Below are 21037 nucleotides of genomic sequence, written 5' to 3'. Positions count from 1 at the left end.
ACGACTGGAGCATCCGCGTCGACGGCACCGGGATCCGTGCGAAGGTCTGGTTCCTGCCCCCACCCGGCACCAGTGCCCCACCCCGCCCCGGCGGCAGAGCACGCACCGAAAAACTCGCCTGAGCAGCGCCGCCGACCCGGCCGCAATTCCCGAGACCGGCTGCTTCGATGTTCTCCGTGGATGGACGTCCTCCACGGCCGGATCGATGTCGGCCGCGGCCGATAGCGTGGAGGCATGCCCGACGCCTCCGCTCCGACTCGCGCGCAGGCGGCCGTGATCGATGCCCCGGCGAACGCCGTCGGCACGGTGATCGGAGCCCCGGGCACCGGCAAGACGCATGCGCTGGTGGAGCGCGTCGCGGCGCTGCTGGAGCGCGGCCTCGCTCCCGAGCAGGTGCTCGCGCTGACGCCCAGCCGGCAGGCGGCCACCGCTCTGCGCGATCGGATCGGCGTGCGCGCGCGGGTCGCCACGCCCGGACCGATGGCGCGCTCGCTCGGGTCCTTCGCGTTCCAGCTCGTGCGCGGGGCCATGGTGCATGCGGGCCTCGAGCCGCCCGCGCTGCTCACCGGCGCCGACCAGGACCGGATCATCGCCGACCTCCTCGCGGGAGACGCGGAGGACGAGCGCGAGGGGATCCGCAGCCGCTGGCCGGAGAGCCTCGGCGCCACCGTGCGCGCGTCGCGGGCGTTCCGATCGGAGTTGCGTGCGTTCCTTGCCGAGTGCACCGAGCTCGGCCTGACCCCGGCCGATCTCGAGACCTCCGAGCGTCCCGCCTGGCGCGCGGTGGGATCCTTCGCCCGCTCCTACCGCCGGGTGCTGGACCGCGCCCGCTCCGCGCACCGGGACGCAGCCGACCTGCTGGCCGAGGCCGCCACGACCCTGCGCGGCGCAGCGCCGGACGAGCTGGGCGCCCTGAGCCGGCTGAGCACGGTGCTCATCGACGACGCGCAGGAGCTCACCGCCGGAGGGGTGGCGCTGGTCGCCGCCCTGCGCGCGCGGGGCGTCGCCGTGCTCGCCTTCGGGGATCCGGACATCTCCTCCGGCGCGTTCCGCGGGGCCGGGCCCGAACTGTTCGCGGAGCTGGTGGGCATGCTCGGCGACGTCCATGTGCTCGACGAGCCGCATCGGCAGGATCCGCCGCTCACCGCGCTCACCCGCACCGTCGTGCAGACGATCGGCGCATCGGGCCGGGTCGAGCACCGCAGAGCCCCCATCGCGTCCGACGCGGCGGATCATCCCGGCGCGGTGCAGGCGTACATCGCGCCTTCGCCCCACGAGGAGCACGATCTCATCGCGCGGACGCTGCGGGAATGGCACCTGCTGCAGGGTGTGCGGTGGGAGCGGATGGCGGTGATCGCGCACGACACCCGCCAGGTCGCCGCGCTCGAGGCCGAGCTCGCCGCCCGGGAGGTTCCGACCAGGGCAGCCGGCGTGCAGCGTCCGCTGGGCAGCGAGACCGTGGTGCGCGACATCGTCGGCATCGTCCGACTCGCGCTCACGGAGCCGGCCGAGCGCGACCCGCAGCTGCTCGCCGAGGCGCTGCGGACGCCGTTCGGAGGGCTGGACGGCGTCGGGCTGCGCCGGCTGCGCGCACGGCTGCGGCACCTCGAGCTCGAGGCCGGAGGATCCGCCCCTGCGCGGCTGCTGCTGCGCGACGGGATCGCGGAGCCCGCTCAGCTCGCCCGCGTCGACACCGCCGAGGCGCGCACGGCGGACCGCTTCGGCACGGTGCTGCGCGAGGTGCGCGAGGGCTGGCAGCGCGGCGAGACGATCCATGAGCTGCTCTGGCGGGTGTGGGACGGCTCCCGCGCCCCGGACGGCCGGCGGCTCGCCGTCGCCTGGCGGGAGATCGCCGACGGGCCGGGCTCGGGCGGTTCGGCGCGGGGATCCGGCGCGGCGGGGACGGAGACCGCGCGCGCCCTGGACGCGCTGGTCGCCCTCTTCGATGCGGCGAAGCGATCGGTCGAGCGCGCGCCGGAGAAGGGTCCTGAGGCGTTCATCCACGACATCCTCGACAGCGAGGTGCCGGAGGACTCCCTCTCGGCGCCGGAGCGGCCGGGGACCGTGACCCTGATGACGCCGGCGACCGCGCTCGGCACCGAGTTCGACGCCGTCGTCATCGCGGGCGTGCAGGACGGGGTGTGGCCGAACGTGCGGTTGCGCGGCGGCCTGCTCGAGACCTGGCGGCTCGCCGAGGCGACCGGTGCCGCGCGTTCGGGAGAGCCGGAGCACGTGCACTCCACGCTCGACCGGCGCCGCGCCGCGCTCCACGACGAGCTGCGCCTCTTCGTGCGCGCGGCCTCCCGCGCCCGCCATCGGCTGCTGGTGACCGCCGTGGACGACGACGATCAGAGTCCGAGCGCGTTCTTCGGCTTCCTGCCGGATCCGCTGCCGGTCGACGAGCGGCACGCGCACCCGCTCACGCTGCGCGGGCTCGTGGCCCGGCACCGCCGGGTGCTCACGACCTCGGCGGATCCTGCGGCGCGTGCCGCCGCGGCGGGGCAGCTGCGCCTGCTCGCGGAGGCCGAGGTGCCGGGCGCGGATCCGGGGGAGTGGTTCGGCGTGCGGCCCGTGTCCGATGCCGGTCCGCTGGAGGACCTGGAGACCGGCTCCGTGCGGGTCTCGCCGTCCCGGCTGGAGGCGTTCGAGACCTGCGGGGTGAACTGGGCGATCGCGGCGCTCGGCGGGGACACGAGCAGCTCGCCGTCCGCCGGCATCGGCACGATCGTGCATGCGGCGATGGAGCGCGTCCCGGACGGCGACCGGGAGCGCATGCGGGCAGTGCTCGACGAGCGCTGGGGCGAGCTCGACTTCGAGGCGCCCTGGATGGCGGCCAAGGAACGACGCCGCGCCGAGCAGTACCTGGACAGCCTCCACGACTACCTCGCCGCGGTCCAGCGCGACGAGGGGCGGCTGCTCTCCGCGGAGGGCACGTTCCGGTTCGCGATCGAACTGGATCCCGGCGCGCAGCCGCGCACGCATCCGGTCGATCCCGAGCACCCCGCGGGACAGGTGGTCGTGAGCGGAGCGATCGACCGGGTCGAGGCGTATCCGCCCGGGGCCGGCGACCATGCCGAGGCCCGGGGGCCGGCCCGCAACTGGGCGCCGATGTCGGCAGGCGCCGCCGAGGAGCGGGTCGTCGTGGTGGACCTGAAGACGGGCAAGAGCGAGACGAACGTGACGGAGGACAAGGTGCGCGAGCACGCCCAGCTGGCGGCGTATCAGCTGGCGGTGGAGGAGGGGCTCGTGCCGGGGGCGGATCCGGACGGGCTGGCCGGTGCACGTCTCGTGATCGTCTCCAAGACGATCGGCCGCAGCACCTACCGGGTCGCGCACCAGCACCGGCTGGAGGACGAGGCCCGCGAGCGGTTCCTGGACCGCGTCGTCGAGGCGGGCCGCGGCATGGCCGCGTCGAGCTTCACCGCCCAGGTCGAGGCGCACTGCGCGGACACCTCCGCGAACCGGGTCGAGATCTGCCGGATCCACACGATCCCGGCGGTGAGCGCGTGAGCGCGGCGACGGGAGCGGCCGGCTGGGAGGGCGGGCACGGCATCGCCGCCACCGACATCGCCGCAGCCCTGGGCCTGCCGTCGCCGACCCCGGCGCAGCAGCGGGTGATCGAGGCGCCGCCGGCACCGGCGCTCGTGGTCGCCGGTGCGGGCAGCGGCAAGACCGAGACCATGTCGGGCCGCGTGGTGTGGCTCGTCGCGAACGGGCTCGTTGCCCGGGAGGAGGTGCTCGGACTCACGTTTACGCGCAAGGCCGCGGGGGAGCTGGCCGAGCGGATCGCACTGCGCCTGGACCGCATCGACGAGTACGGCCGACGCGGCCTGCTGCCGCACCTGCCGGAGATCGTCGCGACCGGCGCCCTCGCCCGCCTGGACGCCGCTCGCACGCCCGCTCAGCGGGCGCTCCTGCAGCGGGAGGTGCTGGACGCGCTCGCCGAGCGCTTCGACACCGGCTGGGATCCGACCGCCCCGCGCTCCGCGGACGACCTCATCAGCCGGCCCCGGGTGTCGACCTACAACGCGTTCGCCGACGGCATCGTGCGCGAGCACGCCGCGCACATCGGCCGCGACCCGGATTCGGCGATGCTCAGCCAGTCGGCATCGTGGCTCATCGCGCGGGCGGTCGTGCTGCGCTCGGATCATGCAGGGCTCGGCGACATCGAGCGCAGCGCGACGGGGGTGATCGACGCCGTGCAGCGCCTCGCCGGGGACGTGCTCGACCATCGCGTCGATCTGGATGCGATGATGCGCATCGCCGCCCGCCAGGCGGACGAGTTCGAGCCCTTCCTGCCGCAGACCGACCTGGACAAGATCGTCGCGAACCTGCGGGCGATGCCCGTCCTCACCGGACTGGTCCGCGACTACATCGCCGAGAAGGAGCGCCGCGGCGTGCTCGACTTCGCGGATCAGGTCGGCGGCGCCTTCGACATCGTGGAGGCCTCGCCCGAGGTGCGCGCGCAGCTGCGCGCCGAGCATCGGGTCGTGCTGCTGGACGAGTATCAGGACACGTCGGTCATCCAGACCCGCTTCCTGTCGGCGCTGTTCCGCGACGGCGCCGTGATGGCGGTGGGCGACCCGCATCAGTCCATCTACGGCTGGCGCGGCGCGAGCGCGGACAACCTCTACGCGTTCGGGCGCACCTTCGCCGAGGAGCAGGCGCCGGCGAGCTATTCGCTCATGACCAGCTGGCGCAACGATGCGCGGATCCTCGACGTCGCGAACCGCGTGCTCGAGCCGCTGCAGCGGCCGGGACTGGACGTGCCCGCGCTCGAGCCGCGTCCGGGATCGGGGCAGGGCCGCGTCGAGGTCCGCTTCCCGGAGACCGTCGACGACGAGGCCGACGAGGTCGCGCGCTGGTTCGCGGATCGCCGTGCCGCGCACGACGAAGCGGCCGCGGGGCGGCCGCACACGGGCGCGATCCTGTTCCGTTCGAAGCGGCACATGCAGACGTTCGCGGCCGGGCTCGCCGCCCGGGGCATCCCGCACCGCATCCTCGGGCTGGGCGGACTGCTCGCGACGCCCGAGGTGGTCGACGTCGTCTCCGCTCTGCGGGTGATCCACGACCCGACGGCCGGATCCGCCCTGATCCGGCTGCTGGTGGGGCCGCGGTTCGGCATCGGCGTCGCCGACATGGGGGCGCTCTACGACCTGGCCGCGCAGCTCGCCCAGCGCGACGGCGCGCTCGCGCCCCTCGGCGACGAGCTCAAGCAGCGGCTGCGCTCATCCCAGGGTGCGGACGAGGCGGTCTCGATCGTGGACGCCGTCGACTTCGTGCGCACCGCGCGCGACGACTACCGGCTCCTGGAGGGGATCAGCGCGGAGGGGCGGGCGAGGCTGCGCCAGGCCGGAGACCTGCTGGAGCGGCTGCGGCGCGCCGCGGGGCAGCCGATCCTCGAGCTGATCCGGCTCATCGAGATCGAGCTGCGGCTGGACATCGAGCTCGCCGTGAACGAGACGCGCGGGCCCGCCAGGGTCGCGGCGACCCAGCTGCGCGCCTTCGGAGACGAGGTGCGCGCGTTCCTCGCCGCCGACGACCGGGGCACGATCTCCAGCCTGCTCGCCTGGCTCGACAAGGCCGAGGTCACCGACGAGCTGATGCCCCGCACGGAGCCGCCCGAGCCCGGCGTCGTGCAGCTGCTGACGATCCACGGCTCGAAGGGGCTGGAATGGGATGCGGTGGCGGTGGTCCGCCTCGTCGAGGACGAGCTGCCCGGTCGCATCGCCGACACCCAGGGCTGGTTCGGTTTCGGCGTGGTGCCGTTCGCGCTCCGCGGCGACGCGGCGGCCCTGCCGCGGTTCTCCTGGGATCCCGATGCGGCGCGCGAGGCCGCGGGGCCGGATCCGGCGAAGCGGGAGAAGGCCGCGAAGGCCTCCCTCCTCGCCGGCGAGACCAAGGAGTATCCGCATGGCGGGGCGCTGCGGCGGTTCAAGGACGCCTATCGCGACTATCAGCGGGCCGAGGAGCGGCGGCTCGCGTACGTCGCCGTCACCCGCGCGCGCACCGACCTGCTCCTCACCGGCGCGCACTGGTCGGGGCAGAAGAACCCGCGCCGGGTGAGCCCCTACCTCGCCGAGGCGATCGAGGTGCTCGGCTTCGATCCGATCGGCGAGCCGGAGGGTGCGGAGAACCCCTACGAGGGGGCTGCGCGGACCAGCGCCTGGCCGCTGGATCCGCTCGGCGCCCGCCGGGGCAGGGTGACCGCGGCGGCCGAAGAGGTGCGCCGGGCGATGACCGATGCGGAGCGCGCCACGCCGACGGAGGAGCTCGAGCGACTGCTCGCCGAGCGCGCGGCCCGTCAGCGCGGAACCGCGGCGGACGCCCCGACGCGCGTTCCCGCGTCGCGGTTCAAGGACTACGTCTCCGACTACCGCGGCACGATCAGCGCCCTCACCCGGCCGATGCCCGAGCGGCCCTATCGGCAGACCCGACTCGGCACCCTGTTCCACGCCTGGGTCGAGCACCGGTCCGGATCCGTGGGCGTCGGCACCTCGCTGGACGATGCGCTCTGGGATCTCGACGACGACTTCGCCGCTCCCGGGGCATCGGGCGGGATGGACGCCCCGGCCGATGACGAGATCGCCCGTGCGGACGCCGAGGACCTCGCCCGTCTGCGCGCCGTCTTCGAACGGAGCGAGTGGGCGCAGCTGCAGCCGATCGCGGTCGAGACCGAGATCGACTTCGCGCTCCCGGTGGGCGAGGGGGAGCCGCCGCGCATCGTCATCTGCAAGCTCGACGCGGTCTATCGTCGTGCGGATCGCGGGGGGCGGATCGAGATCGTCGACTGGAAGACGGGGCGACCGCCGGCCACTGCGGCGGAGCGCGAGGAGCGCATGCTGCAGCTCGCGCTGTATCGGCTCGCGTACCACCGCCGCTACGGCGTGCCGCTCGAGGAGATCGACGTCGCGCTGTTCTACGTCGCCGACGACCTCGTGCTCCGCGGCGACACGGTCTACTCGGAGGAGGCGCTGGTCCAGCGCTGGAACGCGGCGCGCGCCGCACGGTGAGCGTCGGCGACGTCCGCTTCCGAGCCGGCGATCCCGCCCTCGCTGGGCAGCAGCGTGCCGGAGCGGGCGGGACGGTCGTCCTCGTCGCCCCGGGAGTCGCGGTCGTCGCGCGCCTCGGCGGACGGGCGCAGGTCGCTGAGGTCCTCGGTGGCGTTCGGATCCAGATCCTCGAGCGCACCGGTCGCGGTGAGATCCTGCGCGTCCCGGTCGGCGTCGTCGTCGGAGGCCGCGTCCGCGGAGTCCCGGTGCTCGTCCGCCGCCGCGGCGGAGTCGCGCTCGGACGACAGCCCTCGCGGACCGAACGCGGACGTGTCGTCCATCGTGATCCCCACGAAGGCGCTGGCGTCGTAGGCGTCGGTCTGCATGGAGGTGTCGACGCGCGTGGCCCCCGTCGCCGGAACACGGTCCAGCGCCGACATCGCCTCGTCGACCCCCGCCCCCGCGCTCGCCCGGGGGGCGAGGTCGTCGTGGATCCCGTCCGCCAGGGCATCGAGCAGTTGCGCGGCATCGTCGACGACGTCGGGGCGGTGGGTGTCGTGGCCGTGCAGCAGCCAGCGCGCCAGCTCGAGCTCGGCGAGCAGGCGGGCGCGGATGCCGAGGCCGGCGTCGGGGGCGCGCAGCGTCGCGGACGCGTACGCGTCCAGCACGTCGTCGCGGGCGTCCGCGGCCATGGTGAGCCAGGCGAGGTCGACGGCGGGGTCGCCGATCGCGAGCGCGTGCCAGCCGAGCACCCCCGTGACGCGCGGACCGCGTTCGTCGTCATCGGCGAAGAGGAACGACTCCGCATGCGCGCCGCCGAGGGTGACCGCGGACTCGAACCGCCACAGGTCGTCGGCGTCGACCGCCTCGCGCCAGCGCACGGTGAGCCGCGCCGAGACGCGTCCGGTGGCCGCGGCGCGGTCGATGAGCACCCGGACGTCGTCGCGGGCGTCCGCGGGAGTGCGCTCGGCGAGACCCGCCCCGCGCACCACGGAGGCCGGCAGCGCATGCACGCCGGCGATGGCCTTGCCGATCGCCACCGCGGCGCCGGGACCCGGCGGCACGTCGGCGGCGTCGATCTGGAAGCCGGGGAGCAGCGTGGTGACGAGGGCGCGGGCGTCGCCGACGCGGCCGTCGCCCAGGTGCTCCGGCGCGTCGAAGCGCAGCATCGAGCGGGCGCCGGGGGTCAGCGCGCGCAGCGCCAGACTCTCCCGGGCGAGCTCGGAGGCGGTCTCGTCATCGTTCGAGGCGCGGATCGCGACCTCCGTGCCGTCCGCGAGGGTCGCCACGGCGGAGTCGAAACGGGCGTCGCCGTCCGATGACAGGGCGCGGACGCCGACGACATCGGCTCCGGGCACCGCCGCCGTGACCGCCGCGGCTAGAGTGAAGGGTGAGCGAGCCATGTCACCAGGGTAGGTCGAGCCTCGTCCGCACAGGGCCCGCCACGCCTGTGAGAAGGGGAGTCGTGACCGTGCCGGAGACCGTCCCCGAACCATCCGCCGTCGGCGTGGCGCCTCTCGCCGACGCCGCCTCCGAGGGCGCATCGCTCGACCGCGCGGCGGAGTGGCGTGACGATCCGCAGACGCTGCCGCGCCTGCGCGCCGATCCCCGCACCCGGGTCCTGGTGGTGCGCGAGCGCCGGGTGCCCCTGGGCGACGGCCTCATCCTGGTGCCGGCCGACGACGCCGTGCTGGCCCGCACCCGCGAGTGGGCGCTGCTGGGCCGCAGGCCGGACGGCAGCGGGCTGCTGCTCGCGCTGCAGGAGCCGGAGGACGACACCGACGCCGATGGATCCTGGGCTCCGCGCTGGAGCGATCTGCGCGAGGCGCTTCCCCTCGTCGACGCGGCCGACGGCGAGCTGGTCGTCGCGGCGATCGCCCTGGCCGGCTGGCTGCGCGACGCGGGCTTCTGCCCCGCGTGCGGCAGCCCGGCCGAGCTGCGGCAGAGCGGCTGGTCCCGGCACTGCGGATCCTGCGGACGCGAGCACTTCCCCCGCACCGACCCGGCCGTCATCGTCGCCGTGCAGAGCGCCGACGGCGAGCGGCTCCTGCTCGGGGCCAACGCGCAGTGGAAGGGCCGCTTCTACTCCTGCTTCGCCGGCTTCGTCGAGGCGGGGGAGGCGCTGGAGACCACCGTGCACCGCGAGCTGTTCGAAGAGGCGGGGGTGCGCGTGCGTGATGTGACGTACTTCTCGTCGCAGCCGTGGCCGTTCCCGCGCTCGCTCATGGTGGGCTTCCACGCGACGGCCGTCGACGACGCCGAGGTGCACGGCGACGGCGAGGAGATCATCGACGTGCGCTGGCTGAGCCGCGCCGAGATCGGATCCGCTCTCGCCGGAGACGGGCCCGTGGGGCTTCCGGGCGAGGCGTCCATCGCCCATCGCCTCATCGTCGACTGGTATCGGCGGTGAGCGCGCTCGACGGACTCGACGAACGCCAGAGGGAGGCCGCATCGGTGCTGCGCGGACCGGTGGCGGTCCTCGCAGGGGCAGGGACCGGCAAGACGCGCGTGATCACGCATCGCATCGCGCACGGCGTGGAGACCGGCGCGTACTCCCCGGCACGGGTGATGGCGGTGACGTTCACCGCGAAGGCGGCCGGTGAGCTGCGGGGTCGCCTCCGCGGCCTCGGGGTGCAGGGCGTCTCCGCGCGTACCTTCCACGCGGCGGCGCTCGCGCAGCTCGGCTTCTTCTGGCCGCAGCTGGCCGGTGCCCCGGCCCCGGCGATCGTCGACAACAAGGTCCGCCTGCTCGCGCAGGCCGCCGACATGCTGCGGCTGCGGCCGGACACGGCGACGCTGCGGGATCTGGCGTCCGCGATCGAGTGGCGCAAGGTCTCGATGCTCTCGATCGAGGAGGCGGCCGCCCGCGGCCGATCGATCGGCCGGCTGGATCCCGGTCAGGTCGCCGATCTCTCCCGCGCCTACGAGACCCTCAAGGACGACCGGCATCAGCTCGACTTCGAGGACGTGCTCCTCGCGTGCGCCGGCATGCTGGAGGCCGAACCGCGGGTGGCGGCGGCCGTGCACGAGCAATACCGGCACTTCACGGTGGACGAGTACCAGGACGTCTCGCCGCTGCAGCACCGTCTGCTGGAGCTGTGGCTCGGCGATCGGGGCGACCTCTGCGTCGTGGGCGATGCGTCCCAGACCATCTACTCGTTCGCCGGCGCCGATCAGGGCTACCTCCTCGACTTCGCCCGGCGGCACGCGGATGCCACGGTCGTGCGGCTGGAGACCAACTACCGTTCCGCCGAGGGAGTGCTGCACGTCGCGAACGCTCTGATGAAGGGACGCCCCGGAGCCCTCGAGCTCGTCCCTGCGGCACAGCCGGCCGCGTCGCAGGCCGGGCCGCCCGCGGAGCGCGCGGTGGCGGAGACCGCGGTGGTCGTCGCGTTCGACGACGACGCGGACGAGGCCCGCGGGGTCGCGGCCGCGATCGCCGGCCGCATCGCGTCCGGCGTGCCGCCCGAGGAGATCGCGGTGCTCTACCGGGCGCATTCGCAGTCCGCGGCGCTGCTGCAGGCGCTCGCCGCCGCCGGCGTGGCCGCTACCGTGCTCGGCGGCAAGCGCTTCTTCGACCTGCCGGAGGTGCGCCAGGCCGTGCAGGCCCTGCGGGCGGCCGCCGTGGCCCCGCAGCAGCACTCCTTCCTCGACGCGGTGCGGGATGTGCTGCGCGGTCTCGGGTACAGCGACGACCCTCCCGAGGCCGGCGGAGCCCTGCGCGACGCCTGGGAGGCGCGACGCGCGGTGCTGCGTCTCGCCGAGGATGCGCCGGTCGGCACCACGATGCGCGATTTCGCCGATGACCTCTTCGCGCGGGCCAAGGACCAGCACGAACCCGTGCTGCGCACCGTGACCCTGTCCACGCTGCATGCCGCGAAGGGGCTCGAGTGGCCCGAGGTGTATCTGGTGGGGTGCTCGGAGGGGCTCCTGCCGATCTCGTACGCGAGCGGGTTCGAGGCGATCGACGAGGAGCGGCGCCTCGCGTACGTCGGTGTCACGCGGGCCGCGCGAGCGCTGACGCTGACCTGGTCGCGCGACGTGGATCGGGCAGGGCGGCGTCCCTCGCGCTTCCTCGCGGAGATCGGCAGAGGCAGTCTGCGTGAAATTCCGCCGTCTGCGATGATCGGGTCCCGTCGCGGCGGATCCTGATCCGCCGGCCGGATCCGTCCCGCTCCGACTCGGCTCGCACGGCGAGGAGGTCCGCCGCCGCGTCCGCGGCCGCGGCGACGGCACGCAACGGCACCCGTCCCGGATCGCGCTCCAGCAGCTGCACGTGCAGGGCCGCCCAGGCGGGGTCCCGCGCGCGATCGTGGCCGTCGCGGCAGGAGAGACACGGCGTGCTCCCCGGCACCACCAGGGGGCCGACCGTGGATCCTCCGGCGTCGATGGCGACCGGGAGATGAGGGCGGTCGTCGGCGAGGAGTCCGATCGCATCCCGCGCCGCCACCGCACCGTGGCGCACCACGACGGTGACGGCGTCGCGGGCGTCGGTGACGTCGACGCCCGCGTCCGCGAGCGCCTCCTCCAGCCGCAGCGCTGTGCGCACGCCGACCGCGGCGGCGTCGAGGCGCACGAGGGACCGGGGGAGATCGCCGACGAGAGCCGGACCGAGCAGGGCGCGGAGCCGGCGTGCCGCGGGGAGCGGCGCGCCGAGGCCGTGGGCGACCACTTCGAACGCGCGCTCGTCGATCCCGTGCGTCAGCTTCTGCAGCATCCGCGGGATCCACGGTCCGTCCACGGACAGCATCAGAGCGGCGTCGGCGCCGAGCTGCACGCAGTCGGCATCGCGCCACAGCACGGGCAGCGCGGGGTCGAGTCGGATCGTGGGCATGTCCCGATCATGACCGCATCGCCGCCGCGGCCGGATCCCGTTCCGGAATCGGTGGAGAACTCGCTCAGACCGGCTTCTCGCCGGATCCGCCGTCCGGGCCGTCCGACGCCGGTGCGTCCGGTGCGGGGTCGTCGCCGGGGGCATCGGGGCCGCCGAAGTCGTCGCCCCGGAGCAGGCGCTCCAGCGCCTCGTCCATCTCGTCCTGCACCGGCTGCTCGCCCCGGGCGCGCGCCTGCAGGCGCGCCACCAGTGCGGCGGGGTCGTCGATGTCCGAGGCGTCCGGCATCAGATCGGGGTAGTCCCAGAGGGCGTCGCGGGCCTCCACGCCCACCGCGTCGGTGACCGCGCGCCACATCGCCGCGGCCTCGCGCAGCCGGCGGGGACGGATCTTCAGCCCGACCAGCGCGCCGAGAGCGTCTTCGGCCGGACCGCCTGCCGCGCGGCGCCGCCGGGCGGCCTCCGCGATGCGGACGCTGTCGGGCAGGCGCGACGTCGCCTGCGTGGTGACCACGTCGACCCAGCCGTCGATCGTGGCGATGAGGTTCTCCAGGCGCTCCAGCGCCTCGCGCTGCACCTCGGAGAGCTCGGGCAGGAGGGCGCCGCCCTCGATCGCCTCGCGCAGCTCCTCCGGGTTGGACGGGTCCAGTCGTCCCGCCACGTCCTCGAGCTTGGCGACGTCGACGGTCACGCCCTTCGCGAACTCGGTGATCTGGGTCATCACGTGCAGGTGCAGCCAGCGCGCGTGCCGGTAGAGGCGGGCGTAGGCGATCTCCCGGGCCGCGAGGTACAGCGCGATCTGGTCCTCGGGGATCTCCAGGCCCTCGCCGAACGCCGACAGGTTCTGCGGGATGACGGCCGCGGTGCCCGCGGGCAGGACCGGGATCCCGACGTCGCCGCCCGAGACCACCTCGAGCGACAGGTTGCCGAGCACCTGGCCGAACTGCATCGCGAACACCGAGCTGCCGATGCCGCGCATGAGACGGCCCGCGCCCTGCACGGCGCCCTGCATCTCCTCCGGGGTCTGCCCCTCGAGCGCGCTCATCAGCGCGTCGGCGATGCTCGTGGACACCGGGGCCGCGACCTCCTTCCACACCGGCATGGTCTGCTCGACCCACTCGCCGCGGGTGAGCGCGCGCGGAGGCGAGCCCAGCTCGGAGATCGTGGTCGCCTCGCCGACCCACAGGTCCGCGAGGGCGAACGCGTCGGCGATCGACGACCGCGCTCCGGAGTCGATGCCCAGTCCGTCGCGGTTGGCGATGTGCAGCGCCTGGCGCAGCGCGGTCTCCCAGGGGTCGCCGCTCATCGCGTGCTGCATCTGCTGCATCAGCTGCTGCATCATGGCGGGGTCGATGTTCAGCCCCTCCATGCCCTGCAGGGCGCTCAGATCGAGGCCCTCCGCCGATCCGCCGAGCATGCGGCGCAGCATCTCCATGAAGTCGTCGGGGTTCGGGTCGTTGTCAGCCATGGGGAGCCCTCTCAGCACGTGTATAGCCCGTGCTGACTACGCTAGTTGCACCACCAGTGGGAGTGCCCCGAACCGGGCCGCCCCGCTGTACGCCGCTCGCGAACGAGCATCCACGACCCCGGGGAGACACAGTGACGAGCACGCGCTCCAGCCGCGCAGGTCGGATCGGTCTCATCGCGTTCATCGCCTCGCTCGCGGCGCTGCTGGTGCTCACGTTCCTTCCGCTCCCGTACGTGATCGAGCAGCCGGGACCGGTCTTCAACACGCTGGGCGAGGTGAAGGACGCCCAGGGCAAGAGCGTGCCGCTGATCTCCGTGAGCGGCGCCGAGACGCACCCGACCAAGGGTGCGCTCGACCTCACCACCGTCCAGGTGGTGGGCAACAGGGAGGCGCCGCCGAGCTGGATGCAGATCGTGCTGGCCTGGTTCGACTCGTCCAAGGCGGTCGTCCCGGTGGACGCGGTGTTCCCGCAGGGCGTCACCACGACCCAGCGCGATCAGGCGAACCAGCTGATGATGGTCGACTCGCAGCAGGAGGCGACGGCCGCGGCCCTGCGCGAGCTGGGCTACACGGTCCCGGTGACGATCCAGGTGGCCTCGGTCACCGATGACGGCGCGGCGCACGGCATCCTGCAGAAGGACGACACGGTCGTGGCCGTGAACGGCGCCAACCCCGCCGACTCCGACGCGATGCGCGCCGAGATCCAGGACGCGAAGGGATCCCCGGTCACGCTCACGATCGAGCGCGACGGACAGCGCGAAGACGTCTCGGTCACCCCGCGGGAGCAGACCGTCGACGGTGCGAGCCGCTGGCTGCTCGGGATCACCCTGCAGCAGGAGTACAGCTTCCCGGTCGACGTGAAGCTGCAGCTCGACAACGTGGGCGGGCCGAGCGCCGGCATGATGTTCGCGCTCGGGATCATCGACACCCTGACCCCCGGTGCGCTCAACGGCGGGAAGCAGGTGGCGGGCACCGGCACCATCACCGCCGACGGCACGGTCGGTCCCATCGGCGGCATCAGGCAGAAGCTCTACGGCGCCCGCTCCGCGGGGGCGACCTACTTCCTCGCCCCGGGATCCAACTGCGACGAGGTCTACGGGCACATCCCCTCGGGTCTCACGGTCGTGCGCACCGACAGCCTGAGCCAGTCGCTGGATGCGCTGAAGGTCATCGCCGACGGCGGGGACGTCGCGAAGCTCCCCGCCTGCACCGCCGCCGACGTCAAGAAGTAGCCGCCGCAGGCGGGGGTGCGTTCGCGACGGGCGAAGCCGGCCGCGGCTGCGCTCAGGACGACGGGAATCCGCCGACCTAGGATGGAACGGTGACCTCACCCGCACCGGCCGCGCCCCGAACTGCCCGACGCATCGTCCTCGCGACGGTGGTGATCCTCGCCGTGCTCATCGCCGCGTTCTTCGTGTTCGCGACGATGTACACCGATTTCCTCTGGTACGACCAGCTGAACTTCGCCCAGGTGCTCACCACCCGGTGGATCGCCACGGCCACGATGTTCGTGGTCGGCTTCCTCGGCATGGCGGCGCCGATGTTCGTCGCCATCCAGCTGGCCTATCGCCTGCGCCCCGTGTACGTGCGGCTGAGCTCGCAGCTCGACCGCTATCAGGAGGTCGTGGAGCCGCTGCGGCGCCTCGCGATGTGGGGGATGCCGGTGTTCTTCGGCCTGTTCGCCGGCTTTGCCGCGGCCGGGCAGTGGGAGATCGTGTGGCAGTGGGCGAACGGCACCGCCACGGGGCAGACCGATGCCCAGTTCCATCTCGACACCGGGTTCTATCTGTTCGACCTGCCCTTCTACGAGGCGCTGCTCGGCTTCGTCTCCGCCGTCCTGATCCTGTGCCTGCTGGTGTCGGCCCTGGTGCTGTACCTCTACGGCTCGGTGCGCATCGGCCAGGGGGAGCTGCGGATCTCCAAGGCCGCGCGCGTGCAGCTGGCCGTGATCGCCGGCGTGTACCTGCTGGTCCAGGCCGTGAGCCTGTGGGTCGACCGGTACAAGACCCTGACCGCGCCCGAGGACAAGATCACCGGTGCGGCGTTCACCGGTGTCAACGCGACGATCCCCGGCCTCGCGATCCTCGCGATCATCGCTGCGCTCGTCGCCGTCCTGTTCTTCGTCACCGCGGTGATCGGCCGCTGGCGCTTCCCGCTCGCGGCGACCGCACTGCTCATCGTCGCCGCGCTCGTACTGGGCATCGCCTACCCGTGGGCCGTGAACACGTTCCAGGTGAAGCCGAACCAGAACCAGCTGCAGGCCCAGTACTACGAGCGCAACCTGAAGGCGACGAAGGCCGCCTACGGCATCGACGGAGTGGAGACCACGCCGTTCAAGGCGCAGACGACGGCCGAGACGGGGCAGCTGCGCAGCGACGCCGACACCACGGCGTCCATCCGGATCATGGATCCGAACGTCATCGGCCCCACCTTCCAGCAGCTGGAGCAGTACCGCAGCTACTACAAGTTCCCGACGAAGCTCGACGTCGACCGCTACGCGATCGACGGCAAGACGCAGGACGCAGTGGTCGCGGTCCGTGAGATCGACACGAACCGCATCCCCAGCCCGACCTGGAACAACAGCACGCTCGTGTACACGCACGGCTACGGCCTGGTCGCCGCGGCGGGCAACCAGCGCACGGACGACGGCGAGCCGGTGTTCCTGGAGCGGGGCATCCCGACCTCGGGCGCGCTGACGAACAGCGAGAAGTTCGAGCCGCGGGTGTACTTCGGTGAGAACTCGCCGCCCTACTCGATCGTGGGCGCCCCGAAGGGCACGTCCCCGATCGAGATCGACTACCCGCGCGGTCAGGACTCGAGCGAGAACCAGACGAAGACCACCTTCACGGGCGACGGCGGACCGCGCATCGGCAACTTCTTCACGAAGCTCCTGTACGCGCTGAAGTTCCAGTCCGAGCAGATCCTCTTCTCGGACAGCGTGAACCCGGACTCCCAGATCCTCTACGACCGGGACCCGGCGACGCGCGTGCAGAAGGCCGCGCCCTACCTCACGCTCGACAGCGACCCGTACCCGAGCATCGTGGACGGTCGGATCGTGTGGATCGTCGACGGCTACACCACGAGCTCGAGCTACCCGTACTCGACGACGGTGAACCTGCCCAAGGCCATCAGCGACTCCGTCAACACGCAGCCCGGGTTCGTCACGGACGACATCAACTACATCCGCAACTCGGTCAAGGCGACCGTCGACGCCTACGACGGCAAGGTGACCCTGTACGCCTGGGATCCGACCGATCCGGTGCTGAAGACGTGGCAGAAGATCTACCCGTCGACGCTCAAGCCGATCAGCGACATGTCGTCGCAGCTGATGAGCCACGTGCGCTACCCCACGGACCTGTTCAAGGTGCAGCGCGCCATGCTCGGCACCTACCACGTCAACGACGCCGCGTCCTTCGCGCGCCAGGACAACCTCTGGGAGACCCCGAACGACCCGCAGAGCGATTCGGCGAACCCCGAACTGCAGCCGCCGTACTACCTGAGCATGAAGATGCCGGGACAGGACGCGACGCAGTTCTCGATGTACACGACGTTCATCCCCGCATCACAGGGGGCGAACAGCCGGAACGTGCTGATGGGATACCTGTCGGTGGATGCCGACGCGGGGTCGACGTCGGGCAAGAAGTCGGCTTCGTACGGCAAGCTGCGCATGCTGGAGATCGATGCGGATACGACCGTGCCGGGCCCCGGCCAGGTGCAGAACTCGTTCGACTCGGATCCGACCGTCGGCCAGCAGCTGAACCTGCTCAAGCAGGGGCAGTCCAAGGTCACCCACGGCAACCTGCTGACCCTGCCGGTCGGCGGCGGCTTCCTCTACGTGCAGCCGGTGTTCGTGCAGTCCTCGGGCGGCACGCAGGTGCCGCGTCTGCAGAAGATCCTGGTCGCGTTCGGCGACAAGATCGCTTTCGCGGACACCCTCACCGAGGCGCTGGATCAGCTCTTCGGCGGCGACGCCGGCGCGACCGGCGGTGACGGCAACGTCACCCCGACGCCCACGCCGACGCCCGGCACCGGGAGCGGGACGGGCACGACGACTCCCACGGGGGATGCGGCGTTCCAGGCCGCGCTGTCCGACGCCAAGGCGGCCATGCTCGCCCGCGACGCGGCGCTCAAGGCGGGCGACCTCGCGGCGTTCGCGACCGCGGATCAGCAGCTCACCGATGCGGTGAACAAGCTGATCCAGCTGCAGGGCAACGCCAACACGCCCGGGAAGTAGTCGGAAGGGGTCCCGATTCGCGCACTGCCGAATCCCGTGCTAGGCTCATTTCTTGTGCCGCGGGGTGGAGCAGTTCGGTAGCTCGCCGGGCTCATAACCCGGAGGTCGCAGGTTCAAATCCTGTCCCCGCAACAAGAGAAGGCCCCTGATCAGGAGAAATCCCGATCGGGGGCCTTCGGCTTTCCCGGGTTCTTCAGCGCTTCGGAGACCGGATCGCGGCCGCCGTCGCTAGTGCGCGCGCATCTGCGCGACCGCCGCCTCCCGATCGATCAGGTTCATCACGTCGCCGATCGAGTTCACGAGCGGGGCCGGCGCGATCACGAGCGTGTTCTTGTCCACGCCGATCTCGACGAGCGTCTGCAGGGTGCGCAACTGGAGTGCGAGGGGGTGCGACATCATCGTGTCCGACGCGGTGCCCAGCTGAGCGGCGGCGAGCGCCTCGCCCTCCGCGGCGATGATCTTGGCCCTCTTCTCCCGCTCGGCCTCGGCCTGCTTGGCCATCGCGCGCTTCATCGAGTCGGGCAGCAGGATGTCCTTGAGCTCGACGAGGGTCACCTCGACGCCCCACTCGACCGTCGTGACGTCCAGGATCTCGCGGATGTTCGCATTCAGCGCCGCCGTGTCGGAGAGGATCTCGTCGAGGTGGTGCTGGCCGACGACCCGGCGCAGCGTGGTCTGCGCGATCTGATCGATCGCGGCGCGGACGTTCTCGATCGCGATCACCGACTTCACCGGATCCTGGATCCGGAAGTAGGCGACCGCCGAGACGCCGACGGTGACGTTGTCCTTGGTGATGATGCCCTGCGACTGGATCGGCATCGTCACGATCCGCAGCGACACCGGGATCAGCACGTCGGCGAGGGGGAGGATGAACCGGATCCCCGGCTCGCGCACGTTGTGCAGACGGCCGAAGCGCAGCACCACGCCGCGCTCGTACTGCCGCACGATCCGCGCGGACAGGAAGAACGCGATGATCGCGAGGATCACCACGACACTGAGGATGATGAGCGGGGTCATGGGGACCGCCTCCTCCGGCTCCGGTGACGTGCCGCGGGCCGTGCTCCCATTCTCCTCCCGCTCGCGGACGGCGGCGCCGTTCGGGGGCGGGATCGACGCAGGTCCGCGGGCGGGCCGCGCCTAGACTGGCCGGACCCGCCGCGCGCTCCGCGACGGCGCCGGCTCGAAGGGATCGCCGCACATGCCGAACGTGCTGATCCTGGGCGGTCGCACCCCGGTCGCGCTCGATCTCGCCCGCCGCTTCGCGCACGCGGGCTGGACCGCGCGGGTCGCCGACAGCGCGCCCTGCCGGATCAGCGGATCCTCGGTGTCGGTCGCCTCGGTCGTGCGACTCGCCTCGCCCCGGCGCGAGCCCGAGCGCTTCGCCGCCGACCTGGAGGGGGCGGTGCGCGCGCACGCGATCGATCTGGTCCTGCCGACGTGCGAGGAGGTCTTCCACGTCGCGCGGTGGCGGCACCGGCTGCCCGAGCACGTGTCGGTGCTCGCCGAAGAGCTCGGCACGCTCCGCCGCCTGCACAGCAAGGCGGAGTTCCCGGTCCTCGCGGCGGAGCACGGGCTGGACGTTCCGGAGACCGCCCGGGTGCGCACGCTGCGCGAGGCGCGCGCATGGGCGCAGGGACGCGGCGTGGTGCTCAAACCGGAGTTCTCCCGGTTCGGCGTGCACGTGCGGCGGTATGCCTCGGGCATCCCGCAGGACGCGCCGGAGCTGGGGGAGGGCGGCGCCTGGGTCGTGCAGGAGCTGCTCACCGGCGATGAACGGTGCTCCTACGCCGTGGCCCATCGGGGGCGCGTGCTGGCCCACGCCGTGTATCGCCCGCGATGGTCGATGCCCGGCGGCGCGAGCTTCTACTTCGCCCCCGCTCGGGACGACCTCATCCGTGCGGCGGTACGGCGGCTGGTGGCCGGGATCGGCTTCACCGGGCAGATCTCGCTGGATTGGATCCGGCAGGCCGACGGCCGGATCCGCCCGCTCGAGTGCAATCCGCGCGCGACGAGCGGCCTGCACCTGTTCGGGGCGGACGACCCGCTGCCCGCGGCGCTCGCCGGCGAGCTCGACGGCTGCATCGAGCCGATCGATCCGCGGCCGCGGATGATCGCGCCGATGATGCTCACCGAGGGCCTGCGCGAGGCCGTGCGAACCGGACGGATCGCGCAGTGGGCGGCGGACCGGCGGGCCGCACAGGATGTGCTGGCGGTCGCCGGGGATCGCGCGCCGCTGCGGGGCGGGCTGCACGACCTCGCCGGGCATGCCAGGCGGGCGCGCGCCGCGCGGCAGAGTCTGCGTGAGGCTGCGACGGCGGACATCGAGTGGGACGGCGATGAGGCGCGGCCGGCTCTCTCGGGGGCGCCGTCTGCCTCCGTTCCCGGCGGTCCGGTGTGAGCCGTCCCGGCAGCGTGCCGCACGCGCTCTTCGCGGAGAAGGCGCGGGCGTTCCTGGACGTGCACCGCGGGCAGGACTCCACGTACTTCGCCGGCAATCTCGTCACCCGGATCGACGCGGTGACGGCGGGCGACCTGATCCTCCCCGTCACCGTGAACGACGCATCAGAGCCTCCGGGCAATGCCTGGGTGTGCTCGCCCACCACCACCTACGGGCGGTACGCGCTCGAGGAATCGGAGCGGCTTCTTCCCGGGCTGCTGCGTCCTCCGCTGCGCGCGACGATCGCCGGCGTGGACCGCGGCATGCGGCGCCGACGCCTGGATCGGGCCGTGGCGGTGGACAACTGGCTGCTGAGCACGAACCTGCATCCCGACCTCGCCGGGATCGACCTGAACCGGCTCGTCCGGGAGGCGCGGGAGCGCTGGCCCGAGCACGCGATCTGGATCCGCTCGCTGAACGCCGTCCAGCACCCCGACTGGCTGCGCGCGGCCGCGGAGGCGGGCTTCACGCTCATCCCGAGCCGTCAGGTCTACCTGTTCCGCGATCTCTCCGCGGCGCGCCCGAGCCGGGACCTGCGCCGCGATCTGCGGCTTCTCGACCGCACGGAGCTCACCGCGGTCCACCACGACGCTTTCACGGAGGAGGATTTCGCGCAGGCCGAGCGACTGTACGCGCAGCTCTACCTGCACAAGTACTCGACCTTGAACCCGCGCTACAGCGCCGCGTTCCTCCGAGCCTGGCATCGTGCCGGCCTGCTCGAGCTCGCGGGCTTCCGCGACGCGGAGGGAACCCTCCGGGCGGTGGTGGGCATGTTCGGGCAGGGCGCGGCGCTCACCGCACCGTCGTGGGCTACGACACGTCCTGGCCGCAGCAGGCGGGCCTCTACCGTCTGCTGATGGCGCACGTGCTGCGCTCGACGCGGCAGCGGGGCGCCGAGCTCAACCTCAGCGCGGGCGCCGCGCAGTTCAAGCGGCTCCGCGGAGGGGAGCCGGCGATCGAGTACAGCGCCGTGCAGGCCGCCCATCTCCCGGCGGCCACGCGCCGCGCGATCACAGCGCTCGGCGCGCTCGCCTCGCGGGTCGGGGTGCCGATCATGCGGCGCTGGGAGCTCTGA

General features: G+C 72.8%; 12 protein-coding genes and 1 tRNA gene. 10 read left to right on the top strand and 3 right to left on the bottom strand.

The window, feature by feature from the left end; translation table 11 throughout:
• The first annotated feature begins 234 nt into the window (after positions 1 to 234).
• Both WFJ01_RS18200 and WFJ01_RS18195 read left to right on the top strand, forming a co-directional pair.
• The gene (locus WFJ01_RS18200) at positions 235 to 3510 is read left to right on the top strand and encodes an ATP-dependent DNA helicase (RefSeq protein WP_336629927.1); all 3276 of its coding nucleotides are present in this window, start codon (positions 235 to 237) and stop codon (positions 3508 to 3510) included.
• A complete protein-coding gene (locus WFJ01_RS18195) occupies positions 3507 to 7013 on the top strand; it encodes an ATP-dependent DNA helicase (protein ID WP_336629926.1) in 3507 nt (1168 codons plus the stop codon). The genes WFJ01_RS18200 and WFJ01_RS18195 overlap by 4 nt, the downstream gene beginning before the upstream one ends.
• Here WFJ01_RS18195 and WFJ01_RS18190 read toward each other — a convergent pair.
• Positions 6959 to 8395, bottom strand: a complete 1437-nt coding sequence (locus WFJ01_RS18190; RefSeq protein WP_336629925.1) for a hypothetical protein — start codon at positions 8393 to 8395, stop codon at positions 6959 to 6961. The genes WFJ01_RS18195 and WFJ01_RS18190 overlap by 55 nt on opposite strands.
• Positions 8396 to 8457: 62 nt before the next feature.
• On the opposite strand from WFJ01_RS18190, the gene nudC reads away from it, so the two are divergent.
• Together nudC and WFJ01_RS18180 are read left to right on the top strand one after the other, a co-directional pair.
• Positions 8458 to 9402 carry an NAD(+) diphosphatase gene (gene nudC / locus WFJ01_RS18185; protein WP_336629924.1) on the top strand — a complete coding sequence of 315 codons (945 nt, stop codon included), beginning with the start codon at positions 8458 to 8460 and terminating at the stop codon, positions 9400 to 9402.
• Positions 9399 to 11144: an ATP-dependent helicase gene (locus tag WFJ01_RS18180; RefSeq protein ID WP_336629923.1), complete on the top strand. Its 1746-nt coding sequence runs from the start codon at positions 9399 to 9401 to the stop codon at positions 11142 to 11144. Before nudC ends, WFJ01_RS18180 begins: the two co-directional genes overlap by 4 nt.
• A gap of 746 nt (positions 11145 to 11890) precedes the next feature.
• On the opposite strand, the gene WFJ01_RS18175 is transcribed toward WFJ01_RS18180, so the two are convergent.
• Positions 11891 to 13291, bottom strand: a complete 1401-nt coding sequence (locus tag WFJ01_RS18175) for a zinc-dependent metalloprotease (protein WP_292888653.1) — start codon at positions 13289 to 13291, stop codon at positions 11891 to 11893.
• 131 nt (positions 13292 to 13422) lie between these two features.
• Here WFJ01_RS18175 and WFJ01_RS18170 point away from each other — a divergent pair, with 131 nt between their 5' ends.
• The 3 genes from WFJ01_RS18170 to WFJ01_RS18160 all read left to right on the top strand — a co-directional run bounded on the left by WFJ01_RS18170 (position 13423) and on the right by WFJ01_RS18160 (position 17657).
• Positions 13423 to 14523: a YlbL family protein gene (locus WFJ01_RS18170; RefSeq protein WP_336629922.1), complete on the top strand. Its 1101-nt coding sequence runs from the start codon at positions 13423 to 13425 to the stop codon at positions 14521 to 14523.
• Positions 14524 to 14612: 89 nt separating this feature from the next.
• Positions 14613 to 17525, top strand: coding sequence for a UPF0182 family membrane protein (locus WFJ01_RS18165; protein ID WP_292888649.1), 2913 nt, complete (start codon positions 14613 to 14615; stop codon positions 17523 to 17525).
• Positions 17526 to 17583: 58 nt separating this feature from the next.
• Positions 17584 to 17657, top strand: a tRNA-Met gene (locus WFJ01_RS18160).
• A gap of 96 nt (positions 17658 to 17753) precedes the next feature.
• Here the strand turns inward: WFJ01_RS18160 and WFJ01_RS18155 are convergent.
• Positions 17754 to 18542 (bottom strand): slipin family protein, encoded by a 789-nt coding sequence (locus tag WFJ01_RS18155; RefSeq protein ID WP_251447079.1) that lies wholly within the window; start codon positions 18540 to 18542, stop codon positions 17754 to 17756.
• A gap of 181 nt (positions 18543 to 18723) precedes the next feature.
• Between WFJ01_RS18155 and WFJ01_RS18150 the strand changes: the two genes are divergently transcribed.
• The 3 genes from WFJ01_RS18150 to WFJ01_RS18140 are packed head-to-tail and all read left to right on the top strand — an operon-like array spanning position 18724 to position 21037.
• Positions 18724 to 19923 carry a hypothetical protein gene (locus tag WFJ01_RS18150; RefSeq protein ID WP_336629921.1) on the top strand — a complete coding sequence of 400 codons (1200 nt, stop codon included), beginning with the start codon at positions 18724 to 18726 and terminating at the stop codon, positions 19921 to 19923.
• Positions 19920 to 20819: a hypothetical protein gene (locus tag WFJ01_RS18145; RefSeq protein WP_336629920.1), complete on the top strand. Its 900-nt coding sequence runs from the start codon at positions 19920 to 19922 to the stop codon at positions 20817 to 20819. The genes WFJ01_RS18150 and WFJ01_RS18145 overlap by 4 nt, the downstream gene beginning before the upstream one ends.
• On the top strand, positions 20819 to 21037 hold the full coding sequence (locus WFJ01_RS18140) for a hypothetical protein (RefSeq protein ID WP_336629919.1): 219 nt from the start codon (positions 20819 to 20821) through the stop codon (positions 21035 to 21037). The genes WFJ01_RS18145 and WFJ01_RS18140 overlap by 1 nt, the downstream gene beginning before the upstream one ends.

The sequence above is a fragment of the Microbacterium sp. MMO-35 genome (assembly GCF_037147555.1).
Lineage (GTDB): Bacteria > Actinomycetota > Actinomycetes > Actinomycetales > Microbacteriaceae > Microbacterium.
This window is presented reverse-complemented; position numbering and strand designations above follow the sequence as displayed.